The sequence below is a fragment of the Streptomyces seoulensis genome, from assembly GCF_004328625.1.
Taxonomy (GTDB): domain Bacteria; phylum Actinomycetota; class Actinomycetes; order Streptomycetales; family Streptomycetaceae; genus Streptomyces; species Streptomyces seoulensis.
In genome coordinates, this window is the sequence record NZ_CP032229.1 from 5,793,077 (window position 1) to 5,812,609 (window position 19,533).

At 73.9% G+C, this 19,533-nt stretch carries 21 protein-coding genes and 1 pseudogene; 13 read left to right on the top strand and 9 right to left on the bottom strand.

Translation table 11 applies throughout. The features are described 5' to 3' along the window. Positions 1–58 precede the first annotated feature (58 nt). The 3 genes and pseudogenes from D0Z67_RS26690 to D0Z67_RS30265 all read left to right on the top strand — a co-directional run. Entirely contained in the window at positions 59–790 is a 732-nt protein-coding gene (locus tag D0Z67_RS26690; protein WP_078873433.1) for a glycosyltransferase family 2 protein, read from the top strand. Between the two features lie 43 nt (positions 791–833). Continuing rightward, positions 834–1,451: a TIGR04282 family arsenosugar biosynthesis glycosyltransferase gene (locus tag D0Z67_RS26695; RefSeq protein ID WP_031182217.1), complete on the top strand. Its 618-nt coding sequence runs from the start codon at positions 834–836 to the stop codon at positions 1,449–1,451. Further along, a pseudogene (locus D0Z67_RS30265) lies at positions 1,448–1,882 on the top strand (class I SAM-dependent methyltransferase); the annotation flags it as partial. The gene D0Z67_RS26695 and the pseudogene D0Z67_RS30265, both read left to right, overlap by 4 nt. 179 nt (positions 1,883–2,061) lie before the next feature. Here the strand turns inward: D0Z67_RS30265 and D0Z67_RS30270 are convergent. Continuing rightward, positions 2,062–2,517 (bottom strand): hypothetical protein, encoded by a 456-nt coding sequence (locus tag D0Z67_RS30270; RefSeq protein WP_234312827.1) that lies wholly within the window; start codon positions 2,515–2,517, stop codon positions 2,062–2,064. Next, positions 2,517–3,761, bottom strand: a complete 1,245-nt coding sequence (locus tag D0Z67_RS26710; protein ID WP_031182219.1) for a molybdopterin-dependent oxidoreductase — start codon at positions 3,759–3,761, stop codon at positions 2,517–2,519. The genes D0Z67_RS30270 and D0Z67_RS26710 overlap by 1 nt, the downstream gene beginning before the upstream one ends. 113 nt (positions 3,762–3,874) lie before the next feature. Here D0Z67_RS26710 and D0Z67_RS26715 point away from each other — a divergent pair, with 113 nt between their 5' ends. Next, positions 3,875–5,215, top strand: coding sequence for a hypothetical protein (locus tag D0Z67_RS26715; RefSeq protein ID WP_031182220.1), 1,341 nt, complete (start codon positions 3,875–3,877; stop codon positions 5,213–5,215). Here D0Z67_RS26715 and D0Z67_RS26720 read toward each other — a convergent pair. Beyond that, a complete protein-coding gene (locus D0Z67_RS26720; protein WP_051887851.1) occupies positions 5,187–5,735 on the bottom strand; it encodes a GNAT family N-acetyltransferase in 549 nt (182 codons plus the stop codon). The two genes, D0Z67_RS26715 and D0Z67_RS26720, sit on opposite strands and share 29 nt — an antisense overlap. Further along, on the bottom strand, positions 5,722–6,549 hold the full coding sequence (locus D0Z67_RS26725; protein WP_031182222.1) for an alpha/beta fold hydrolase: 828 nt from the start codon (positions 6,547–6,549) through the stop codon (positions 5,722–5,724). Before D0Z67_RS26725 ends, D0Z67_RS26720 begins: the two co-directional genes overlap by 14 nt. A 302-nt stretch (positions 6,550–6,851) precedes the next feature. Between D0Z67_RS26725 and D0Z67_RS26730 the strand changes: the two genes are divergently transcribed. The 3 genes from D0Z67_RS26730 (at position 6,852) to D0Z67_RS26740 (ending at position 9,696) form a co-directional block, all read left to right on the top strand. Continuing rightward, a complete protein-coding gene (locus tag D0Z67_RS26730) occupies positions 6,852–7,118 on the top strand; it encodes a hypothetical protein (RefSeq protein WP_031182223.1) in 267 nt (88 codons plus the stop codon). Between the two features lie 120 nt (positions 7,119–7,238). Then, positions 7,239–8,585, top strand: coding sequence for an MFS transporter (locus tag D0Z67_RS26735; RefSeq protein ID WP_051887853.1), 1,347 nt, complete (start codon positions 7,239–7,241; stop codon positions 8,583–8,585). Next, complete coding sequence (locus D0Z67_RS26740) at positions 8,539–9,696, top strand: anhydro-N-acetylmuramic acid kinase (protein WP_031182261.1); 1,158 nt, start codon at positions 8,539–8,541, stop codon at positions 9,694–9,696. Before D0Z67_RS26735 ends, D0Z67_RS26740 begins: the two co-directional genes overlap by 47 nt. A gap of 12 nt (positions 9,697–9,708) precedes the next feature. On the opposite strand, the gene D0Z67_RS26745 is transcribed toward D0Z67_RS26740, so the two are convergent. The 3 genes from D0Z67_RS26745 to D0Z67_RS26755 form a co-directional block, all read right to left on the bottom strand. Continuing rightward, positions 9,709–10,812 (bottom strand): NADH:flavin oxidoreductase/NADH oxidase, encoded by a 1,104-nt coding sequence (locus D0Z67_RS26745; RefSeq protein WP_031182225.1) that lies wholly within the window; start codon positions 10,810–10,812, stop codon positions 9,709–9,711. Between the two features lie 139 nt (positions 10,813–10,951). Beyond that, the gene (locus D0Z67_RS26750) at positions 10,952–12,121 is read right to left on the bottom strand and encodes a spore photoproduct lyase family protein (RefSeq protein ID WP_031182226.1); all 1,170 of its coding nucleotides are present in this window, start codon (positions 12,119–12,121) and stop codon (positions 10,952–10,954) included. A 106-nt stretch (positions 12,122–12,227) separates the two neighbouring features. Next, entirely contained in the window at positions 12,228–12,713 is a 486-nt protein-coding gene (locus tag D0Z67_RS26755; protein WP_031182227.1) for a MarR family winged helix-turn-helix transcriptional regulator, read from the bottom strand. Between the two features lie 152 nt (positions 12,714–12,865). On the opposite strand from D0Z67_RS26755, the gene D0Z67_RS26760 reads away from it, so the two are divergent. After that, positions 12,866–13,609 (top strand): SDR family NAD(P)-dependent oxidoreductase, encoded by a 744-nt coding sequence (locus D0Z67_RS26760; RefSeq protein WP_031182228.1) that lies wholly within the window; start codon positions 12,866–12,868, stop codon positions 13,607–13,609. 11 nt (positions 13,610–13,620) lie between these two features. On the opposite strand, the gene D0Z67_RS26765 is transcribed toward D0Z67_RS26760, so the two are convergent. Next, entirely contained in the window at positions 13,621–14,439 is an 819-nt protein-coding gene (locus D0Z67_RS26765) for a LysR family transcriptional regulator (RefSeq protein WP_031182229.1), read from the bottom strand. A 97-nt stretch (positions 14,440–14,536) separates the two neighbouring features. Here D0Z67_RS26765 and D0Z67_RS26770 point away from each other — a divergent pair, with 97 nt between their 5' ends. Both D0Z67_RS26770 and D0Z67_RS26775 read left to right on the top strand, forming a co-directional pair. Beyond that, entirely contained in the window at positions 14,537–15,460 is a 924-nt protein-coding gene (locus D0Z67_RS26770) for a DMT family transporter (protein ID WP_031182230.1), read from the top strand. A gap of 119 nt (positions 15,461–15,579) precedes the next feature. Then, positions 15,580–17,646, top strand: coding sequence for a SpoIIE family protein phosphatase (locus D0Z67_RS26775; protein WP_031182231.1), 2,067 nt, complete (start codon positions 15,580–15,582; stop codon positions 17,644–17,646). 9 nt (positions 17,647–17,655) lie between these two features. Here D0Z67_RS26775 and D0Z67_RS26780 read toward each other — a convergent pair whose 3' ends face one another. After that, positions 17,656–17,940 (bottom strand): hypothetical protein, encoded by a 285-nt coding sequence (locus D0Z67_RS26780; RefSeq protein WP_107059606.1) that lies wholly within the window; start codon positions 17,938–17,940, stop codon positions 17,656–17,658. Between D0Z67_RS26780 and D0Z67_RS30275 the strand changes: the two genes are divergently transcribed. The 3 genes from D0Z67_RS30275 to D0Z67_RS26790 are packed head-to-tail and all read left to right on the top strand — an operon-like array spanning position 17,929 to position 19,339. Beyond that, positions 17,929–18,408 (top strand): uroporphyrinogen-III synthase, encoded by a 480-nt coding sequence (locus D0Z67_RS30275; protein WP_078873437.1) that lies wholly within the window; start codon positions 17,929–17,931, stop codon positions 18,406–18,408. The genes D0Z67_RS26780 and D0Z67_RS30275 overlap by 12 nt on opposite strands. Positions 18,409–18,425: 17 nt before the next feature. After that, on the top strand, positions 18,426–18,638 hold the full coding sequence (locus D0Z67_RS30280) for a winged helix-turn-helix domain-containing protein (RefSeq protein WP_234312828.1): 213 nt from the start codon (positions 18,426–18,428) through the stop codon (positions 18,636–18,638). Beyond that, positions 18,635–19,339, top strand: coding sequence for a sirohydrochlorin chelatase (locus D0Z67_RS26790; protein WP_051887861.1), 705 nt, complete (start codon positions 18,635–18,637; stop codon positions 19,337–19,339). Before D0Z67_RS30280 ends, D0Z67_RS26790 begins: the two co-directional genes overlap by 4 nt. The last annotated feature ends 194 nt before the right edge of the window (positions 19,340–19,533 follow it).

The window sequence follows — 19,533 nt, forward strand, 5'->3', positions numbered from 1 at the left end:
GGACGTCCGCGTTTCGTAAGGAGCGCAAGTCCGGTTCGTCCCGGTTCGGGTTCGTAGGGTGAAGGCCGTGACCACCTCACCCCCACCCCCCGGTCCCTCCGTGGACGTCGTGCTGCCCTGCCTGGACGAGGCCGAGGCGCTGCCCTGGGTCCTGGCCCGCATCCCGGCCGGCTGGCGTGCCATCGTCGTGGACAACGGCTCCACCGACGGCTCCGCCGAGGTCGCGCGCGCCCTGGGCGCCACCGTCGTCCGCGAGGAGCGGCGCGGTTTCGGCGCCGCCTGCCACGCCGGGCTGCTCGCCGCCACCGCGGACCTGGTCTGCTTCTGCGACTGCGACGCCTCCCTCGACCCGGGCCTGCTGGTGCCCTTCACCGAGGAGGTGCGCACGGGCGCCGCCGACCTGGTGCTCGGTCGCCGTCGTCCGCAGGGGCGGGGCACCTGGCCCGCGCACGCCCGCGCGGGCAACCTCGCGCTCTCCCTGCTGCTGCGCCGCCGCACCGGCCTCACCCTGCGCGACCTCGGCCCGCTGCGCGCCGCCCGCCGCGCACCCCTGCTCGCCCTCGGCCTCACCGACCGGCGCAGCGGCTACCCCCTTCAGATGGTGGTCCGCGCGGCCGACGCGGGCTGGCGGATCACCGAGCACGACGTGCCGTACCTGCCCCGTTCCGGCGCCTCCAAGGTCACCGGCACCTGGCGCGGCACCTGGCAGGCGGTACGCGACATGAGCCGCGTCCTCAAGGAAGCACCGGCGGCGGAGCGGGAGCGGACGGCACCGGGGGGTACTCGGTGAGCGCAGGGCCTCCCACGGGCGCTGCGGTACCTGGAGAACGCCCATGACCACTCTCCTCGTCATCGCCAAGGAACCCCGGCCCGGCAGGGTCAAGACCCGGCTCACCCCGCCGTTCACGCCTGCCCAGGCCGCCGCGCTCGCCGAGGCCGCGCTCGTGGACACGCTGCGCGCGGTGGCCGCCGCCCCCGCGAAACGCCGGGTCCTGGTCCTGGACGGACGTCCGGGACCCTGGCTCCCGGACGGTTTCGAGGTCGTCCCGCAGTGCTCGGGCGGCCTCGACGAACGCCTCGCGGACGCCTTCTCCCGCTGCACCGGCCCCACTCTGCTGGTCGGCATGGACACCCCACAGCTCACCCCCGGCATGCTGAACCTGGACTTCGCCGACTGCGACGCCCGCTTCGGCCCGGCCGAGGACGGCGGATTCTGGGCCCTCGGCCTGGCACGCCCCGAGCCCGGCCTGCTACGCGGCGTACCGATGTCCGTGCCCGAGACGGGGAGCGTGCAGCGCGAGCGGCTGGCCGCCGCCGGGCTGCGGGTCCGCGAGCTGCCCCGGCTGCGGGACGTCGACACCGCCGCCGACGCCCGCGCCGTCGCCGCCCTCGCCCCGGACACCGCCTTCGCCGCGCGTCTGGCGGCCCTCACCCACCCCGGAGCAGCATGAGCACCGTGACAGCGCCCGCCTGGGCCGCCTCCGACCCGTACGCCACCGCGCTGCGCACCGGCCGGGGCCCGCTGTTCCTGCGGCGGGGCGACGGCTGGCTGCTGCCGCTGGACGTGGAGCGCTGGTGCGCGGCGGCCGACGCCGTGGACCGGGCGGTGCTGGACCGCTGCGAGGGGACCGTACTCGACGTGGGCTGCGGCCCCGGCCGGCTGGTGGCGGAACTCGCCGCGCGCGGCCGCGGCGCCCTCGGCGTCGACGTGAGCGAGGCCGCGGTGGCCCGCACCCACACCCTCGGCGGGCGGGCGCTGCACCGCTCGGTGTTCGACCCGCTGCCCGGCGAGGGCGGCTGGGGCACGGTACTGCTCATGGACGGCAACGTGGGCATCGGCGGCGACGTGGCCGCCCTGCTGCACCGGATGCGCGAGCTCCTCCGCCCCGACGGCCTGCTGATCGTCGAGACGGCACCCGGAGACGTCGACGAGCGGTCCCGTGTACGCGTGGTGGACGTGACGCACGGCGGGGGAGCGGTGGGCGAACCGTTCCCCTGGGCCCGCGTCGGCACGCCCGCGCTGCTGGCACTCGCGCGGCGCGGAGGCTGGCCGGAGACGGTTCAGTGGACGGACGGCGAGCGGTGCTTCGTGGCGCTGCGCAGCCGCAGGACGAGCAGCAGGGCCGAGCCGCCGAAGAGCACGGCCGTGATGAGCAGCCAGCGGAGCAGGAACACGTCCGGGTCGAGCCCGGTGGCCGACCGGTAGCGGTCGGCCGACAGGCCCAGGATCAGCGGGCACCACACCAGCAGGGCCAGCCCGGACAGCACGGCGGGCACGCGTACGTACAGCGTCCACCGCGCGGCCGTCCCCGCCCGCAGCGCGCGGTCGAGCGCGGAGTAGAGCGGCAGCAGCACCAGGTCGTGCAGCAGCGCCGCCCCCACGAACCAGAGGGCCACCCCGAGCCAGTCGTCCGCCAGGAGGCGTACCCCGGCATAGGCGACGAGCGCGAACGAGCAGACCAGCAACAGCAGTTGCAGGGGGCTGCCGAGCAGGGCACGGAACGTGGGCCGGCGCATCACAGGTCTCCGAAGGTCAGCCGGCCCACCCACTTGGTGTTGTGGACGCCGGGGGCGGCGGGCACGATGATCCGCGCCGGATAGCCGTGGTCGAGGGACAGTTCCTCGCCGTTGACGTACAGGGCGAGCAGGGAACGCGGGTCGGACACCTGGTTGGCACGCAGCGCCGCCCGCCGGAAGGCGCCGTGCCGCTGGAGGGACTCCACCAGCAGGTCGGGCGGATCGCCCTCGTACCCGGCGAGCGCGGCGAGGTCGCTCAGCCGCACCCCGCGCCACCACTGGTCCGCCGTGGACCAGCCCTCGACGCAGGCGATGGGCAGCGACGAGCTGTGCTGCGGCAGCCGGAGCAGTTCGGCCCGGCCGAGCCGGACCGTGCCCGCCGGACCGGTGAGGACCAGGCGCCAGGCATCCGGATGAGTATCGGCGTCGGTGATCCCGGCATACCGGGCCGTCTTGTTGATCTGGAAACCGTTCGGACCGCCGCCGGGGTCGGCCCCGCCGTGCGGCGCGAGCAGCGCGGTACGGCGAAGCGGGCCGCCGAGGCTCTGCCCCACCGTCGTCACGAACAGCAGCAGCGAACCCCCGCCGACCAGCCACAGCGCGCCCCGGCGGGACACGGTGGGCGGCGCCGGCTCCGGGGCGGCCAGCTCCGCCTCGTCACCGGAGTCCCCGCGCCGCCGCGCCCGTACGGTCCGCACGGCCATCGGTGTCCGCAGCACCGCGTGCACGACGAACGCGGCGATGAACACCCAGGCGCCGTAGAAGTGCAGCGGGTAGAACGAGCCGGGGAAGACGTACTCCAGCTGGATGTTGAGCAGCCCGGTGACGAACTGGAACAGGGCGCCGCCGACCAGCAGCAGCAGCGAGACCCGCTCCAGCGCGTGCGCCACCGAACGGGCCGGTGGCAGCGTGAACAGCTTCGGCACCACCGACCACAGCTTGGCCAGCAGCACCGGGACCAGGACGACGCCCAGCGTGACGTGGACGCCCTGGCTCAGCCGGTACAGCCAGGACGGCCCGGCCGGCCAGTCGAAGAGGTAGAAGCCAAGCACCCCCTTGTCGGGAGTCGTGTCGTTCACCGGCGAGAGGTCCGGGTTGTAGGCGGCGTAGGACACCAGCCCGGTCACGAACAGCACGCTGATGCCGCCGAGCAGCACCAGCCCGAGCACCGCCGTGAACCAGGTGCCGCGCAGGGGGCTGCGCCAGAAACGGGGAGAGGTGGGAAGCCGGGGATCGTCGCGCATGCCCCGACCGTAGGCCCGGCGACACCCCGGAACGGCCCTGCGACCCATGACGAAACGCTGACGTCAGGCCCGGAAGGCGGACCGGAGCCGCCCCTACGGCCTAGCGTGCCGGTGTGATCCACCACCCGCCCCACACCTCACGCCGTGACCTGTACGCCGCAGCGGCAGCCGTTTGGCTGGTGACCGCCGCCGTCCTGGTCGGCCGTCATATCCAGGACGCCCACCACACCCTGTTCGTGCACTGGCCTCCGCTCTTCGCCGACTGGGACCCGCACGTCGGCCCCGGCACCCCGGCCGCGCTGATCCTCGCGGCCGCCGGAGTGGCGTACGGGCCCCCGCTCGCCGCCCGGCTGCCATGGCGTGCCCTGCCCTGGGCGGTCTGGGCAGCCTCCGCCGCCTGGATCGTCTCCCTCGCCCTGATCGACGGCTGGCACGACGGCATCGCCAGGCGGCTCACCACCGCCAACGAATACCTTCAGGTCATCGGCCGCTTCCACGACATCCCGGCCACCCTGCGCGGCTTCGACGGCCACATCCTCGCGGGCGTGCCCGGCAACTGGCCCGCCCATGTCGCCGGCCATCCCCCCGCCGCCACGCTCACCTTCGTGCTGCTGGACCGGATCGGGCTGGGCGGTGGCGGCTGGGCCGGGATGTGGTGCGTGGTGCTGGGCGCGTCCGCCGCCGCCGCGGTCCTGGTCACCGTACGGGCGCTCGCCGGCGAACCCCTCGCCCGGCGCGCGGCTCCCTTCCTGGTCCTCGCCCCGGCCGCCGTCTGGATGGGCGCCTCGGCCGACGCCTACTTCGCCGCCGTGGCCGCCTGGGCACTGGCCTGCCTCGCGCTCGCCCTCACCCGCCGCTCCCTGCTCTGGGCGGCCGCCTCAGGACTGCTCGCCGGGCTGACCTGCTACCTCTCGTACGGCCTCACCCTGATCGCCCTCATCGGGCTCGCGGTACTCGTCCTCGCCCGCGCGGACCTGCGGGCCCGCCCCCTGCTCGTGCTGCCCTTCCTCGCCGGACTGGCCGTGGTCCCGGTCGTGTTCGCCCTGTACGGCTTCAACTGGTGGACCGCCTATCACCTGTTGGTGACCCGCTACTACCAGGGTGTGGGCGGCACCCGCCCGTACAGCTACTGGATCTGGGCCAACCTCGCCTGCGCCGCGATCATCACCGGCCCGGCGACGGCGGCGGCCCTCCCGCGCACCGCCGGTTCCCTGCTCCACCGGAACGACGACCGCCCCGCCGCCCGCCTCGCGCTGATCGTCTGCGCGGCCCTGGCCGGACTGCTGATCGCGGACCTGTCCGGCATGAGCAAGGCGGAGACGGAACGCATCTGGCTCCCCTTCGCGGTGTGGCTGCTGGCCGCGGGCGCCCTGCTCCCGCGACCCCGTGCCTGGCTGGCCGCCCAGGTGACCCTGGCCCTGCTGATCAACCACCTTCTGCTGACGGGGTGGTGAGGAGGTCGAGCTGGTACCAGCTCCCCGACTTGCCCCCGAGGTCGGCCGGCCCGGCGGGGCCCGTGCGTACGAACCCCGCCTTCAGCAGGACGCGTTGGGAGGCGGTGTTCTCGTGGGCGGTGGCGGCGCGGAGGGTGTGCAGGGCGTGCCTGGATGCCGCGAGCGCGGACAACTCCCGTACGGCAGCGGTCGCCACGCCCCGTCCGCTGGCGTGTTCCGCCACCCGGTAGCCGAGTTCGGCGGTGCCGTCGGCGAGGTCGTAGAGGTTGAAGCGGCCCAGGACGGTGCCGGTGGCGGTGACGAGCAGGTAGAAGGCGCAGGCGCCGGTGGCCTGTTCGGCGAGGAGGGCGTCGTAGCGGTCGGTGAAGCGGGCGAAGTACTCGTCGCCCCGGTCGGAGACGGCGGCCGCGAAGTAGTCCCGGTTCGCAAGCTCGAACGCCAGGACAGCGGGGGCGAGTGCGGCACTCAGCGGCTTCAGCTTCGGGGAGGGCGCCGCGCCGCCCCGCTCAGCGGCGGACATCCACCGAGGCCAGGAAGTCGCCGATCAACGCCGTGAGCGCGACAGGCTGTTCGAGCGTGCTGCTGTGCCCCGACCCCGGCACCACCTCCAGCCGCGCCCCTTCGACGGCGGCCGCGATGCGCTCGGCCTCGGCCGGGGGAGTGGCCAGGTCGTCGGCGCCGACGGCCACCAGCGTGGGTACGGTGATCCGACTCAACTCGGCTTGCACCGGCGTGCGTTCGATGACCCCGAGGACGGCCTTGCGTATCCCGGCCCGCTCGCAGCGCCGCAGGCGGCGTACCCACTCGTCGATGACCGGCCCGCTCGCCGGGTCCGCCAGGAAGCCGGGGCCGAACATCGCCGCCTTCACCCTCCCCAGGACCGGCCCGACCCCGGTGAACCGGTAGACGCGGGCCAGCAGCCGGTACTCGGCCGCCTTGTCCGACGGCTCGCCGTCCGCGCTGGTGTCCAACAGCGTGAGCGAGCGCACCAGTTCACCGTGCCGGGCCGCGATGCGCTGACCGACGAAGCCGCCCATGGACAGCCCGACCCAGTGCACGGGCCCGAGGTTCAGGTGCCCGATCAGCGCGACGGCGTCGGCGGTCAGGGTGTCCATGTCGTACCCGGACGCCGTCGCCGGGGTGTCGCCCTGGCCGCGCCAGTCCACGGTCACACAGCGATACCGCTCCCGGAGCGCCTCGACCTGCGGATGGAACATCCAGCCGCTGAACAGCAGCCCGTGCCCGAAGACGACAGCCGGCGCGTCCGGCCTGCCCGGAGGCGCACCGGTGTCGGTGTACGCGATCGCTGCGCCATTGACCTCGGCAGTGGGCACGTGCGGCTCCTTCGCTCCAACAGGCGCCTGGGGAGACGCCCACGGTGGGAGCCGAGCATAGGGATCTACGGAGCCAATGGCACGGCGGCTTGCGCGAGTTGGATCTACTTCACCGCGTCGGCGCGCGCCGGAGCTGACGGCACTCACGCCAGCACGGTCCCACGAGGAGGGGGCCGGGGGAGGGGTCCGCGCAACAGGCGTCGGACCGCGGGGGGCTGCGGTCCGTACGGGGGGTGTGCGGTGAGCGGTCGTACGCGCGGAGCCGTGGTCGGGGTCCGGCTGCTGGTCCTTCCTGGACCGACATGGCGGCGGCCTGCGACTGGGTCGCCGGGCAGACCGTCGTCGTGTGCATGGGGCTGGGGCTCGGCTGGGAGTGGTGGCTCGCACGGGCCGCCGGGATGAAGTGGTCCCAGGTCAGGAACTTCCGCCGGCTGTCGTCCGGCACGGTCCCGGCCGGCACCGCCCTCGTTGCCGCCGCCACCGCCTTCGCCACCACGGTCGCGGGTACGTGGGCCCAACCGGCTCCGGAGCCGCCGCCCCGGCCCGCGACAGCGGTGTCGGCCAAGTGACACCGGCTCGACAGCGGCCCGGGTAAGCACGGGCCCGGCCGGGCATCCATCGCCTGACGGGCGGCCGGTGGAGCGGGTGGGTGCCGGGCGCGTGGGAGTGACGGCGGTGAGGGCGGTGCCATGGAGCGGGAGCGCGGGGAGCGGGTGAGCGAGGGGCGGCGGCCGTCGGTGCGGGCGCTGGTCGCCGGGTCGGTGGGCAACTTCATCGAGTGGTACGAGTTCGGGGTCTACGGCTACTTCGCCACGGTGATCGCGGAGCGCTTCTTCACCCCGGCCGGGGGAGGAACGGTCGAGGGGCTGGTCAAGACGTACGCCTCCTTCGCGCTGGCGTTCTTCTTCCGCCCGGTCGGCGCGGCCCTGTTCGGGCGGCTCGGGGACCGCGTCGGCCGGCGGCCGGTGCTGATCCTGGTGATCTCTCTGATGACGGTGACGACCGCGCTGATCGGCGCGCTGCCGACCTACGCCACTGCCGGCGTCCTGGCGCCCTGGCTGCTCACTCTGCTCCGGGTGCTCCAAGGGCTGTCCGCCGGAGGGGAGTTCGGGGGCGCCGTGGCGGTGCTGACCGAGTTCGCGCCGCCGGGCAGGCGGGGACTGTACGGCGCGTGGCAGTCGTTCACCGTGGCGCTCGGGCTGCTGGGCGGAGCGGGGGTCGCGGCGGTGCTGGCGAGCCTGCTGAGCGCGGCCCAACTGAGCGCCTGGGGCTGGCGGTTGCCGTTCCTGCTGGCGCTGCCGATGGGGCTGGGCGCGCTGTGGCTGCGGTTGCGGCTGGACGAGACGCCGACCTTCCGGGAACAGGAGCCCGCCGAATTGCTGCCCGCCCGGCAGGTGGCGTGGGCGATCGCGCTGGGCGCCGGACGGGTGATGGGCTGGGCGGCGGCCGGGTACGCCTTCCTGGTCGTGCTGCCCTCGTACCTCCAGACGGCCCTGCACGCCACCTTCCGCGAGGCGCTCACCGCGACCGTGCTGGCCAACCTCGGCTTCGCCGCCACGATCATCCCGGCCGGCCTGCTGAGCGACCGGATCGGACGGCGGCCGGTGATGCTGACGGGGGCGGGGCTGGTGGTGGTGCTGGCGGTACCGCTGCTCAACCTCTTGCAGAGCGAGGGTACTTCGACGCCGGTCAAGGGGCTGGCCGTACTGCTCGCCGGAGCGGTCGTGGGCCTGATGGCCGGGCCGGGTCCCGCGCTGCTCGCCGAGATGTTCCCCACGCGGGTGCGCTGCACGGGACTCGGACTCGCCTACGCCCTGTCCAATGCCGTGTTCTCGGGCTGCGCCGGGCTCATCATCACGGAGGCCGTGAAGCGGACCGGGAACGTGGACGTACCCGCCTACTACGCGGCGGCGGCCTGCGCGGTGAGCATGCTCGCCCTCTTCAAGAACACCGTTTTCGACGGCACGACGGTAAAGGCGGGTGGCACGGATGCTGGTGATCGGCCTGATGTCGGGAACGTCGTACGACGGCATTGACGCGGCGGCGGCCGAGCTGCGCCTCGCGGGGGACACGCTCCGCCTGAAGCCGCTCGGGATGGTGAGCGAGCCGTACGATCCCGGGCTACGGGACCTGCTCGCCGGTGCGCTGCCCCCGGCGGCGGTCCCGCTGGCGGACGTGTGCCGGCTCGACACCCGGATCGGGCAGGCGTTCGCGGCGACGGCCGCGCGGGCCGACGCCGAACTGTGCGGTGGGGCAGCGGAGTTGATCGCCTCGCACGGGCAGACCGTCTACCACTGGGTGGACGGCGACCGCGTGCACGGCACCCTGCAGCTCGGCCAGCCCGCCTGGATCGCCGAGGCGACCGGTCTGCCCGTGGTCGCCGACTTCCGGCCCCGTGACGTGGCCGCGGGCGGCCAGGGCGCGCCGCTGGTCAGCCTCGTGGATCTGCTGTGGCTGCGGGGCAGGCCGGGCACGCCGGTCGCGCTGAACATCGGCGGCATCGCCAACCTCACCGCGCCGGACGGGACGGCCTTCGACACCGGCCCGGGGTGCGCCCTGGTGGACGCGGCGGCGCGGGAGTTCAGCGGGGGCAGGCTGGCGTACGACGCCGACGGCGCGCTGGCCGCCCGGGGACGGGTCCACGGCCCGCTGCTGGAACGGCTGTCGGCCGACCCGTACTACGCGCGCCCGGCCCCCAAGACGACGGGCAAGGAGCTGTTCCACCCCGGCTACCTACGGGCGACGGCTGCCCAGCCGATGGCCGGCCTCTCCGCCGAGGACACCCTCGCCACCCTCACCGAGCTGACGGCCCGCACGATCGCGGACGCCGTACGGTCGGTCGTCGCCACCGAGGTCATCGCCTCCGGCGGCGGCACCCGCAACCCCGCGCTGATGCGCGCCCTCGCCGCCGCGCTCCCCGGCGTCCCGGTACGCGTCTCCGACGACCTGGGCCTTCCCTCGGCCGCCAAGGAGGCGTACGCCTTCGCCGTCCTGGGCTTCCTCACCCTGCACGGCCTCGCCGGAACCGACCCCGCGAGTACGGGCGCCCGCCACCCGAGCATCCTCGGCTCGCTCACCCCCGGCCGCGACGGACTCAGATTGCCCGCGCGGCCGGAACAGACGCCCGTACGGCTGGAGTTGGAGTAACCCGGCGCCCGGTCAGAGCGCCCGGTGGTAAGGCTGCGCGACGTACGGCTCGGCGCCGAGTTCGCGGGCCGCGTGCAGCGCGAAGTAGGGGTCACGGAGCAGCTCACGGCCGAGCAGGACGGCATCGGCCTGGCCGTCGGCGACGATCTTCTCGGCCTGGCGCGCCTCCGTGATGAGCCCCACCGCGGCGACCGGCAGCCCGGTCTCCCGGCGCACCCGCTCGGCGAAGGGCACCTGGTAACCGGGGCCGGTCTCGATGCGGGCGTCGGGCGCGATGCCGCCGGAGGACACGTCGATCAGGTCGACGCCCCGGTGACCGAGGTCGGCCGCGAGCCGGACCGTGTCGTCCACGGTCCAGCCCGTACGCTCGTCGCTCTCGTCCTCGGTGAGCCAGTCGGTGGCCGACATCCGGAAGAACAGGGGGAGTTCGTCGGGCCACACCGCGCGGACCGCCTCCGCGACCCGCAGCGCGAACCGGGCACGCCCCTCGTAGGAACCGCCGTAGGCGTCGGTGCGGTGGTTGGAGTACGGGGAGAGGAACTGGTGGACGAGGTAGCCGTGGGCGCCGTGGATCTCGGCGACCTCGAAGCCCGCGGCGAGCGCCCGCCGGGCGGTGGCGGCGAACTCCTCCACGATCGCGTCGATCTCGGCGATGGTCAGCTCGGCGGGGGTGGTGTACCCGTCGGCGAAGGGGAGCGCGCTGGCGGAGACGGGCTGCCAGCCGTAACCCTCACCGGGGGCGATCGGGGCGCCCCGGTCCACCCACGTCCGCTCGGTGGACGCCTTGCGCCCGGCGTGTGCGATCTGGATGCCGGGGACGGTGCCCTGGGACTTGAGGAAACGGGTGATGCGCGCGAACGCGGCCTGCTGGGTGTCGTTCCACAGCCCCAGGTCGTAGGGGCTGATCCGGCCCTCCGGGCTGACGGCGGTGGCCTCGGTGAGGATCAGGCCGGTGCCGCCCGTCGCGCGTGCCGCGAGGTGCTGGAAGTGCCAGTCGTTCGGCGCGCCGGTCTCGGGGCCCTCGGGCGCGGCGGAGTACTGGCACATCGGCGCCATCCACAGGCGGTTGCGCACGGTCAGCGAACGGAGGGACAGCGGTTCGAACAGGACGCTCACGTGGGGCTCCCCGGGGTCGTGGGTCAGCAGGTCGGCCCACCGTGCCGACGGCGGGCCGACCGGGGTAACAACATGCAGGGGCCATGGATTCCCCGGCCTGCTTGCCCTTCGTCCGCGGGCCCGCGCCGACGCTCGCCGCTCAGAACGCGTACCGCACCCGCAGCCAGGGCGCGTGCGCCGCGACCAGCTCGGTCAGCCGCCGCACGCCCTCGCGTTTGACGTCGTTGCGGTACCGCACGTTCAGCGCGCCGTTCTCCGAGCGTTTGGCCTGCTGGATCTCCGGGCGCCACAGCACGTCCTCGGCACGCGGGTGCCAGCGCAGGTTGACGTCGTGGAGCTGGCGGTTGTGCGTCAGCATGATGACCTCGGCCGCCGCCTGCGCCTTCACCCGCGCGGGCAGTACGTCGTCGAGGTGGCGCAGCAGCTCCGCCCAGTCCTCCTCCCAGCCGGGGCGCAGCACGACGGGGGAGAGGTTGAAGTGCACCTCGTAGCCCGCGTCCAGGAAGTCCCCGGCGGCGGCGATCCGTTCGGCCACCGGGCTGGTCCGCACGTCCAGCAGCCGGGAGTCGCCGGGCGGCATGAGGGAGAAACGGATGCGGGTCGAGCCGCGCGGGTCCAGGTCGAGCAGGTCCCGGTTGACGTACTTGGTGGCGAAGGACGCCATCGCGGCGGGCCACCGGCGGAAGGCCGCGATCAGGTCGGCGGTGTTGTCGCTGATCAGCGCGTCCACCGAGCAGTCGCCGTTCTCCCCCGTGTCGTACACCCACCGCTCCTCGTCGCACTGCGTGGGCTCCTGCTTCGGGCCGAGGGCGGTGATGTGCTTCTCCAGGGCGTCGACCACGTCCCCGATGTTGGTGAAGACGGTGATCGGGTTGGCGTATCCCTTGCGGCGCGGGACGTAGCAGTACGCGCAGGACATCGCGCAGCCGTTGGAGGCGCCGGGGGCGATCCAGTCCGCCGAGCGTCCGTTGGGCCGTACGGTCAGTGACTTGCGTACGCCGAGGACGAGCGTCTGCCGCTTGACCCGCACCCAGCGGTCGGCGTTTCCCTCGTTGCCGTGCAGGTGGGGGATGTTCCAGTGCGAGCCGACCTCCAGCACGCGCGCCGCGGGGAAGCGGCCGATGACCTGCCGGCCGCGCGGGGAGAGGGCGGCGGCGGGCTCGGCGTAGATCTCCCGCACGTCGAGCAGCCGGGACACCTGGTCGGGGGTTTCGCCCGGCTCCGGTCCCTCGGTGTGGCCCTCGGCGCCCAGCAGCTCGGTCAGCCCGAAGAGGGCGTCGGGGTCGCCTGAGGCGGGGGAGGGGGACACGGCGGCTCCAGCGGTACGGGGTGTGCGGGGGTGAGGAGTGACGGCACGGCCCTCTCCCGGCGCCCCACCCCTGATGCTGCTGTCCGCCTGCCCGCGCGGGCGTGGGTCAGCAGTCGGTGGTGGCGCCGAGGGAGTCGTCGCGCTGGGTGGTCTGGGCGACGCGGGTCAGGAGGCGGCGGAGCTGGCCCGCGTCGTTCTCGTCGAGGTCGGCCAGGAGGCGGGCCTCGGCGGTGGAGAGCTGACGGCGGCTGCGCTCCAGCTCCGCCCGGCCCTCCTCGGTTATGAGGACCTGCCGGGCGCGGCGGTCACGGGGGTCGGGGCGACGGGTGATCAGCCCGCGCTTCTCGAGGTCGTCCAGCAGATACGTCATCACCGTGCGGTCCAGGCTGACCTGCTGGGCCAGGGCGAGCTGGGACGGCGGCTCGCCCGTCGCCAGCGCGACCAGCACCAGATAGCCGCGCGGGCCTCCGGGCAGGTCGGCGACCGAGCTGGTGGCGATCCTGCGGAACGCCGAGGAGACCTGGCGGATGGCCCAGCCCAGGTCGGTCTCGAGCCCCGAGTCGTCGGTGGCGGCGGTGTCTGAAGCGGTCACCGGACCAATGTAGCGCAAATTCCTGCGAGTGGGCAGATAGTCTTGCGGACAGAACATCTGTGGTGCATAGTTTTTCGTGAGGCTCCGGCGACGGGACCCGAGTCCGACCGATCGACCGACGACTTGCGCAGAGCAGGAATGAGAACCGCGCCATGACGAACGACAGCAACGACCTGCAAGGCAGCACCGCCCTGGTCACCGGCGCCACCTCCGGCATCGGCCGAGCCGTGGCGGAGAGCCTGGCCGCCCGGGGCGCGAAGGTGGTCCTGCACGGCCGGGACCATGCCCGGGGCGAAGCCCTGGCGCGGGACACAGGGTCCGCCCGCTTCATCGCGGCGGACCTCACCGACGCCGAGGAGGTCCTCCGCCTGGCGGCCGAGGCGGGCGAGGTCGACATCCTCGTCAACAGCGCGGGCGTCTACGACTTCGCGCCCACCGCGGCGACCGACGCCGCCGCCTTCGACCGGCACATCGCGGTGAACACCCGCGCCCCCTTCCTCCTGGTCGGCGCGCTCGCTCCCGCGATGGCGCGGCGCGGTCACGGCTCGATCGTCACGATCGGCTCCAGCGCCGCCCGCCTGCCCGCCCCCATCGGCGCCGCCTACGGCGCGTCCAAGGCCGGCGTCGAAATCCTCACCCGCTACTGGGCCACCGAGTACGGCCCGCACGGAGTCCGTGTCAACACGGTCTCCCCGGGACCCGTCCGCACCGAGGGGGTCGCCGCGATATTCGGCGACGACACCGCCGTCCTGGACCAGGTCAACGCCCGTGGCCGGGCGGGCGAGCCGAGCGAGATCGCCGGGATAGTCAACTTCCTGGTCTCCCCGGCGAGCAGCTACATGAACGGCGCGATCCTGTACGCGGACGGAGGGGAACGCAGCACCCTGCCGGGCTGACCGGTGGGTTCTCAGGCCGTCGAGACGAGCGCGGCGATGATGCCGTCCCTGGTCCGGGAGGCGAGACGGTTGCTCGTCACCAATGTCAGGGGGACCGAAGGGAGAGATGGAAGAGAGTCGAGCGCCGTCAGGCCCGGCTCGCTCAGCCGGAGTCGCGGCAGTGCCGTGACGCCCCCGGTGGATTTGACGGCGGAGAGGAGACTGACCAGATCGGCGCATTCCCGGACCACTGCTCCGCCCGCCGCCGCCTCGGACGCCAGGATGTGGTCCCGGACGGTGCAGGGGGCGGTGAAGGTGACCAGCGCGCCCGTGTCCGGAGCGCGGTCCGACGGGCCCACCCAGGTGAGGGGCAGCTCGGTGATGTGCCGGGTGCCTTGGCCGAGGTCGCCGATGCCCAGCGCCACGTCCGCCGAGTGGTCGTGCACGAACTCGCGGACGCGGGCACTGCGGTGGAACCGGAAGCGGACGGGCCGGTCCGGGTGGTCGCGGGAGAGGACGCGGGCGACCGCGCGCAGCAGCGCCTCGGTGGCGTGCTCGGTGGAGACGACCAGCAGCTCCCCGCTCGCGGGGCCCAGCAGCCGGTGCAGCGCGTCGTCGTGCTCACCGAGCAGCCGGTACGCCTCCCGCAGGACGTCCTCGCCCCGGGAGGTGAAGGCGATGTTCCGGCCCTGCCGGGTCACCACGGGGAAACCCAGCTCCGTCTCCAGGCGGCGCAGATGACCGCTGACCCCCGCCTGGGACAGATGCAGGGCCTCGGCGGCCCTCCGGACCCCACCGAAGGAGGCCACGCTGACCAGGCTGCGCAGACAGGTGATGTCGAGGGTCGCCATGCCTCATTGTCACCGGTGGGCCACGTACGAAGGGAGGACCGTTCACGAATCACGATCGGTCACGCACGGCGTCCCGCGCCGGTGCTGAGGTCGGAGCATGTTCCAGCGACTTCTCCCGGCCCTGACCGTCCTGCTGTACGCCCTCGGCTATCCCCTGGGCGCGCTCACCCTCGGGCATGTCACGCCGTTCCTCCTCATCCTGCTGCGCTTCCTGCTCAGTGCCGTGCTGATGTGGACCGTCGTGGCCGTACGGCGGACCCCGCTGCCGCGTGGACGCCTGCTCGCCTGGACGGCCGCCGGCGGCCTGCTGGTGCAGGGGGTGCAGTTCCTCGGTCTCTACTGGGGCATGGCACACGGGGTGGGGCCGGGCGTCGCGGCGCTGGTGATCGCGATGAACCCCGTCACCACCGCGCTCCTCGGGCGGCTGGTGCTGGGGCGGCGCGAGAACTCCTGGGGACTCGTCGCGCTCACCCTCGGCACCGTGGGCGTGGTGGCGGCCTGCCTCCCCCGGCTGCTGGCCGATCCGTCCGTGGGACCGGGACTGATCACGGTCCTGATCGCGCTCGGCGGACTGTCCGGCGGCTCCCTCCTCCAGGAGCGGAGGCTGCGGGCGGTCGACCCCTTCGTGTTCACCGCGATCGGCGTCACCGTCTCCGTCCTCCCGGCCGCCGCGCTCACCCTCACCACCCCGCAGCACCTCACCGACCCCCTGCCCGCCGTGGCCCTGCTCCTGCTGCTCGTGCTCGCCAGCGCGGTGGGCATGGTCTGCTACGCGGCCTGCGTACGGAGCAGGGGAGCGCGCGGGGCGTCGATCCTGTTCGCCGTCATCCCGGCGGTCTCCGTGATCGCGGCGTGGGGCGTGCAGGGCGCGCCCCTCGACCTGACCACGGCTGTCGGGCTCGTCTGTGGCGCACTGGCCTGTGTCGCTCAGAGCCGGTCGGCGCGGCCCACACCCGGCGCGCCGGAGCGGAGCGGGCGGGGTTGCACCAGCCGGGCGCCCACCGCTGAACGAGCTGGCTGAACAAGCGGGACGGGCCACCATGCCCCGGCCCCGTCCACTTCCCGTCCGCTTCCCGGTCGAGTTGCTGGGGCCCGTCGATGCGAGAAGGTGAGGAAGGACGTCCGGGAAGGGAGCGTGGGGTGGCGAGCGATCCCATCGACGATGCCGCGGTACTGAACGCGCTGTTCGGCAACTCTCCCCAAGGGCTGTTCGTCTTCGACTCGCAGATGAAGGTCATGCGCTACAACCCCTCCGGACGAGGGGTGTGGAAGCTGGCCGCCGAGGACATCGTGGGGCACTACGTCGAGGAGTTCGCGCCCGGTCTGGAGTCGGCCGAGCTGAGGTCCCTGATGGACGAGGCGCTGGCCAGTGGTGTGCCGCTGCGGAGGATGCTGGTCCGGGGGAAGTCGCCGTCGGACCCGGACCGGACGCTCGCGATAGAGGTGTCCCTCTTCCCGCTGCCCGACGCGGGCGGTGGCTCTCCCGGCCTGGTGGGCGTGGTCGAGGACGTGACCGAGAGGCAGGCCGGCGCGGACCGGCTCGCCGTCCTCAGCAGGGTGCACAAGACCGTCGGTTCCACGCTGGACGTACGGACCACGGCCGACGAACTGGTACGGGCGCTGGTCCCCACCTTCGCCGACGGGGCGAGCGTCGACCTGCTGGACGACGGCCCCGCGTTCGGCCCCCTGACCTCCGGGGTGCCGCTGCGCCGGACCTCCTTCGCCCCGGCGGGCACCGTGACCGCGCGGAAGGAAGGCGACAGCCGGCCCTTTCCCTACCCCACGCCGCACACACAGGCGCTCAACGACACCGAGGCCCGTATCGTCCCGGTGACGCCGGACGCGCCGTGGCTGGCCGCCGACCCGGACATGTTCGAGCCGCTGCTCCGGGCGAACGTGCACTCCATGATCGTCGTACCGCTCACGGTGCGGGACACCGTGCTCGGCCTGGTCACCCTGTACCGGCACCGGACCGACCCCTTCGAGGAGGCCGACCTCGACGTGGCACGGCAGGCGGCCGCCACCACGGCCGCGCATCTGGAGAACGCCCGCAGCTACCGCCGCGAGCACATGGTCGCCTCCACCCTTCAGCGCAAGCTCCAGCCCAGCACCACCCCGCGCCTCTCGGCGGTGGAGACCGCCCACATGTATCTGCCCGAGAGCGCGGGCGGCGACTGGTACGACGTCATCCCCCTGTCCGGGACGCGCGTCGCGCTGGTCGTCGGCGATGTCGCCGGGCACGGCATCGAGGCGGCGGCGACGATGGGCCAGCTCCGGATCGCCCTGCGCACCCTCGCCCTCCAGGACCTGGAGACCGACGAGCTGCTGACCCGCCTGGACGAGGTCGCCGCCCAGCTCGCCGAACCCTCGGACGACTATGTGGCGACCTGCGCGGTCGCCGTCTACAACCCCGTCTCGCGGCGCTGCGCGATGGTGCGGGCGGGGCACCCGGCGCCGGTGATCGTCGACCCCAAGGGCTCGCCCATCCCCGTGCACGTGCCCCTCGGGCCGCCGCTGGGCGCCGGGGGCGGACGGGTCTTCACCCCGGCTCTGATCGACCTGCCCGCCGGGACCCTGATCGCCCTCTACACCAACGGCCTGCTCGGCGCCCGCGCGCACGACCCGGCCGCCGCCCGGCGCGTGCTCGCCCGCACCCTCGCCTCGCCTGCGCGGCCCCTGCGGGAACTGAGCGACGACGCCGTGTACCGCATGGCACCCTCCCGCGGCGACGACGCCGTGCTGCTGCTCGCCCGCACCCACACCCTGGCCGAGGAGAACGTCGCGGACTTGACGCTGCCCGCCGAGCCGTCCGTGGTGAGCACGGCGCGGCGGCTCGTGGACCAGCAACTGGCCGTCTGGCACCTGGAGGGGGCGGCGTACACCACCGGGCTCATCGTCAGCGAACTCGTCACCAACGCCATCCGCTACGGCACCGGGCCCATCAAACTGCGCCTCATCCACGACAGCGGCCGGCTCCTGACCGAGGTCACCGACGCCAACAGCACCAGCCCCCATCTGCGCCACGCCCGTGAGAGCGACGAGGGCGGGCGCGGCCTGTACATCGTCATGCGCCTCAGCACGCGCTGGGGCGTCCGGCACAGCCACCAGGACAAGACGATCTGGTCCGAGCAGGGGCTCGGCGGCGAACCGGACACGCAGGCCGCCCCCGAGGCGTTCGACATGGCGGAGGTGGAGGAACTCTCCTGAGCGCCACCGTCAGGCCCGGCGGCGCACATACGCCGTCCAGGTCACGCCCGCGCACACCCCGTACGCGGCGACGAACGCGACGTACGCCCCGTCACCGTTCCTGGTCGCGAGGAACGACTCGCGGAAGGCGAAGTTGACCAGCACCCCGCCGATCGAGGAGGCGAAGTTGCCGCCGCCGACCCCGGCGAGGCAGGCGGTGAGCAGCAGGGTGCCGTACGAGGTGCCGGGCTCCAGGACGACGGCGGTCGCCACCGCGGGGACGAGCAGGAGCAGCGCGCTGCGGTGCAGGAGCACGGGGCGCCGCTGCCGGGACTCGCCTCGGCGCTGCGGGAGCGGGGCGCGGAGGTGGTGGAGGTCCCGATGTACCGCTGGGTGCCGCCCCTGGACCCCGAGCCGGTCCGGCAGCTGGCCGAGGCGACGGCGCGCGGCGAGGTGCACGCGCTGCTGTTCACCTCCGCGCCGGCCATCACCTCCTTCCTGGAGCACGCGGAGGCGGCGGGCAAGTACGAGACCGTCCTCGAACGGCTGCGTACGGACGTGCTCCCCCTGTGCGTCGGCGCGGTGCGCGCCCGGCCGCTGCTGAGGTGGGCGCCGGGCCGGTGTGGCCCGAGCGAGGGAGACTGGGAGCGATGGTCCACCTGCTCACCGCCACGCTCCCCGGCCGCGACCGCCACCTCGTCCCGGCCGGTGACCGCACCCTGGTCCTCCAGGGCAACGCGCTCCTCCTCGGCGACGGCGCCCCGGCGCAAGCGGTATGGCTGACGCCGGGCTCGGCCCGGGTGCTGCGGGCCCTCGCCGAACGCCCCGGCTGGGTGGTCGGCCGCCCCGAACCGCTGCGCCGGGTCTGGCCGGGGAAGGGCGCGGACGAGCGCGCGGTGGAGGCGGCGGTCACGCGTCTGCGAGCCGCCCTCGGCCCCTACGCGAGCCTGATCCGCACGGTCCCCGAACGCGGCTACCGCCTGACGACGGAGCCCCACGGAGGCACCCGATGACCCCCACCCTGCTGGCCGTCGCCCACGGCACCCGCGACCCGGAGGGCGTCCGCACGGTCCTCGCCCTGCTGGACGAGGTCCGCCGCCTGCGCCCCGGACTGCGCGTCGAGCCGGCCTGGCTGGGCCTGGTGGCACCCTCGGTGCCCGAGGCGCTGTCCTCGCTCCCCGGCCCGGTGATCGCCGTCCCCCTCCTCCTGGCCAGCGGCTACCACGTACGCGCCGACATCCCGGCCCTCCTCGCCGAGGCGGACCCCGGCACGGTACGCGTCACCCCGGCCCTCGGCCCGTCCCCCCTGCTGGCCGACGCCCTGGCAGCCCGCCTGGCCGAAGCGGGCCGCCCGCCGGACGCGACCCCGGTCGTCCTCGCCGCCACCGGCTCCTCCGACCCCCGCGCCCGAGCGGACACGGCCGAGTCGGCCCGCCTCCTCTCCGCCCGCCTCGACGCCCCCGTCTCGGTCGCCTACGCCTCCGGCGAGGGCCCGACCCCCACCGAAGCGGTCTCCGCCTGGCACACCTCCGGCCACCCCACCGTCTCCCTCGCCACCCACCTCCTGGCCCCCGGCCACTTCGCCCACACCCTGACCCACACCCCCGCCCACTGGACCTCGTCCCCTCTGGGCACGCATCCTTCGGTGGCGGAGCTGGTGCTGCGTCGGTACGACGAGACGGCGGCCCGGCGTGATCGACAAGACACCCCCTAGGCCCTCGGCCAGGGGTGGGCCGGCGGCTGACGCACCCGGCTGAAGCCGTGGACCATGGTCGACCACGTGAGCCGGGCGGAGCCCGCCCCGGCCGGTTGCGGTCCTCGGCGGGGACCCCAAGCATGGACGGAGGGGGGATCACGTGTGGGTGATCCCCGACTCGGGGTAGCCGTCACCACCAACGGCCGGACCGG

What these genes read in the sequence shown, in the direction of transcription:
- D0Z67_RS26790 (WP_051887861.1), top strand. Translation starts at nt 18,635, where the DNA reads ATGACCCCCACCCTGCTGGCCGTCGCCCACGGCACCCGCGACCCGGAG.
- D0Z67_RS26740 (WP_031182261.1), top strand. Translation starts at nt 8,539, where the DNA reads ATGCTGGTGATCGGCCTGATGTCGGGAACGTCGTACGACGGCATTGAC.
- D0Z67_RS26735 (WP_051887853.1), top strand. Translation starts at nt 7,239, where the DNA reads ATGGAGCGGGAGCGCGGGGAGCGGGTGAGCGAGGGGCGGCGGCCGTCG.
- D0Z67_RS26720 (WP_051887851.1), bottom strand. Translation starts at nt 5,735, where the DNA reads ATGTCCGCCGCTGAGCGGGGCGGCGCGGCGCCCTCCCCGAAGCTGAAG.
- D0Z67_RS26770 (WP_031182230.1), top strand. Translation starts at nt 14,537, where the DNA reads ATGTTCCAGCGACTTCTCCCGGCCCTGACCGTCCTGCTGTACGCCCTC.
- D0Z67_RS26760 (WP_031182228.1), top strand. Translation starts at nt 12,866, where the DNA reads ATGACGAACGACAGCAACGACCTGCAAGGCAGCACCGCCCTGGTCACC.
- D0Z67_RS26765 (WP_031182229.1), bottom strand. Translation starts at nt 14,439, where the DNA reads ATGGCGACCCTCGACATCACCTGTCTGCGCAGCCTGGTCAGCGTGGCC.
- D0Z67_RS26730 (WP_031182223.1), top strand. Translation starts at nt 6,852, where the DNA reads ATGGCGGCGGCCTGCGACTGGGTCGCCGGGCAGACCGTCGTCGTGTGC.
- D0Z67_RS30270 (WP_234312827.1), bottom strand. Translation starts at nt 2,517, where the DNA reads ATGCGCCGGCCCACGTTCCGTGCCCTGCTCGGCAGCCCCCTGCAACTG.
- D0Z67_RS26710 (WP_031182219.1), bottom strand. Translation starts at nt 3,761, where the DNA reads ATGCGCGACGATCCCCGGCTTCCCACCTCTCCCCGTTTCTGGCGCAGC.
- D0Z67_RS26695 (WP_031182217.1), top strand. Translation starts at nt 834, where the DNA reads ATGACCACTCTCCTCGTCATCGCCAAGGAACCCCGGCCCGGCAGGGTC.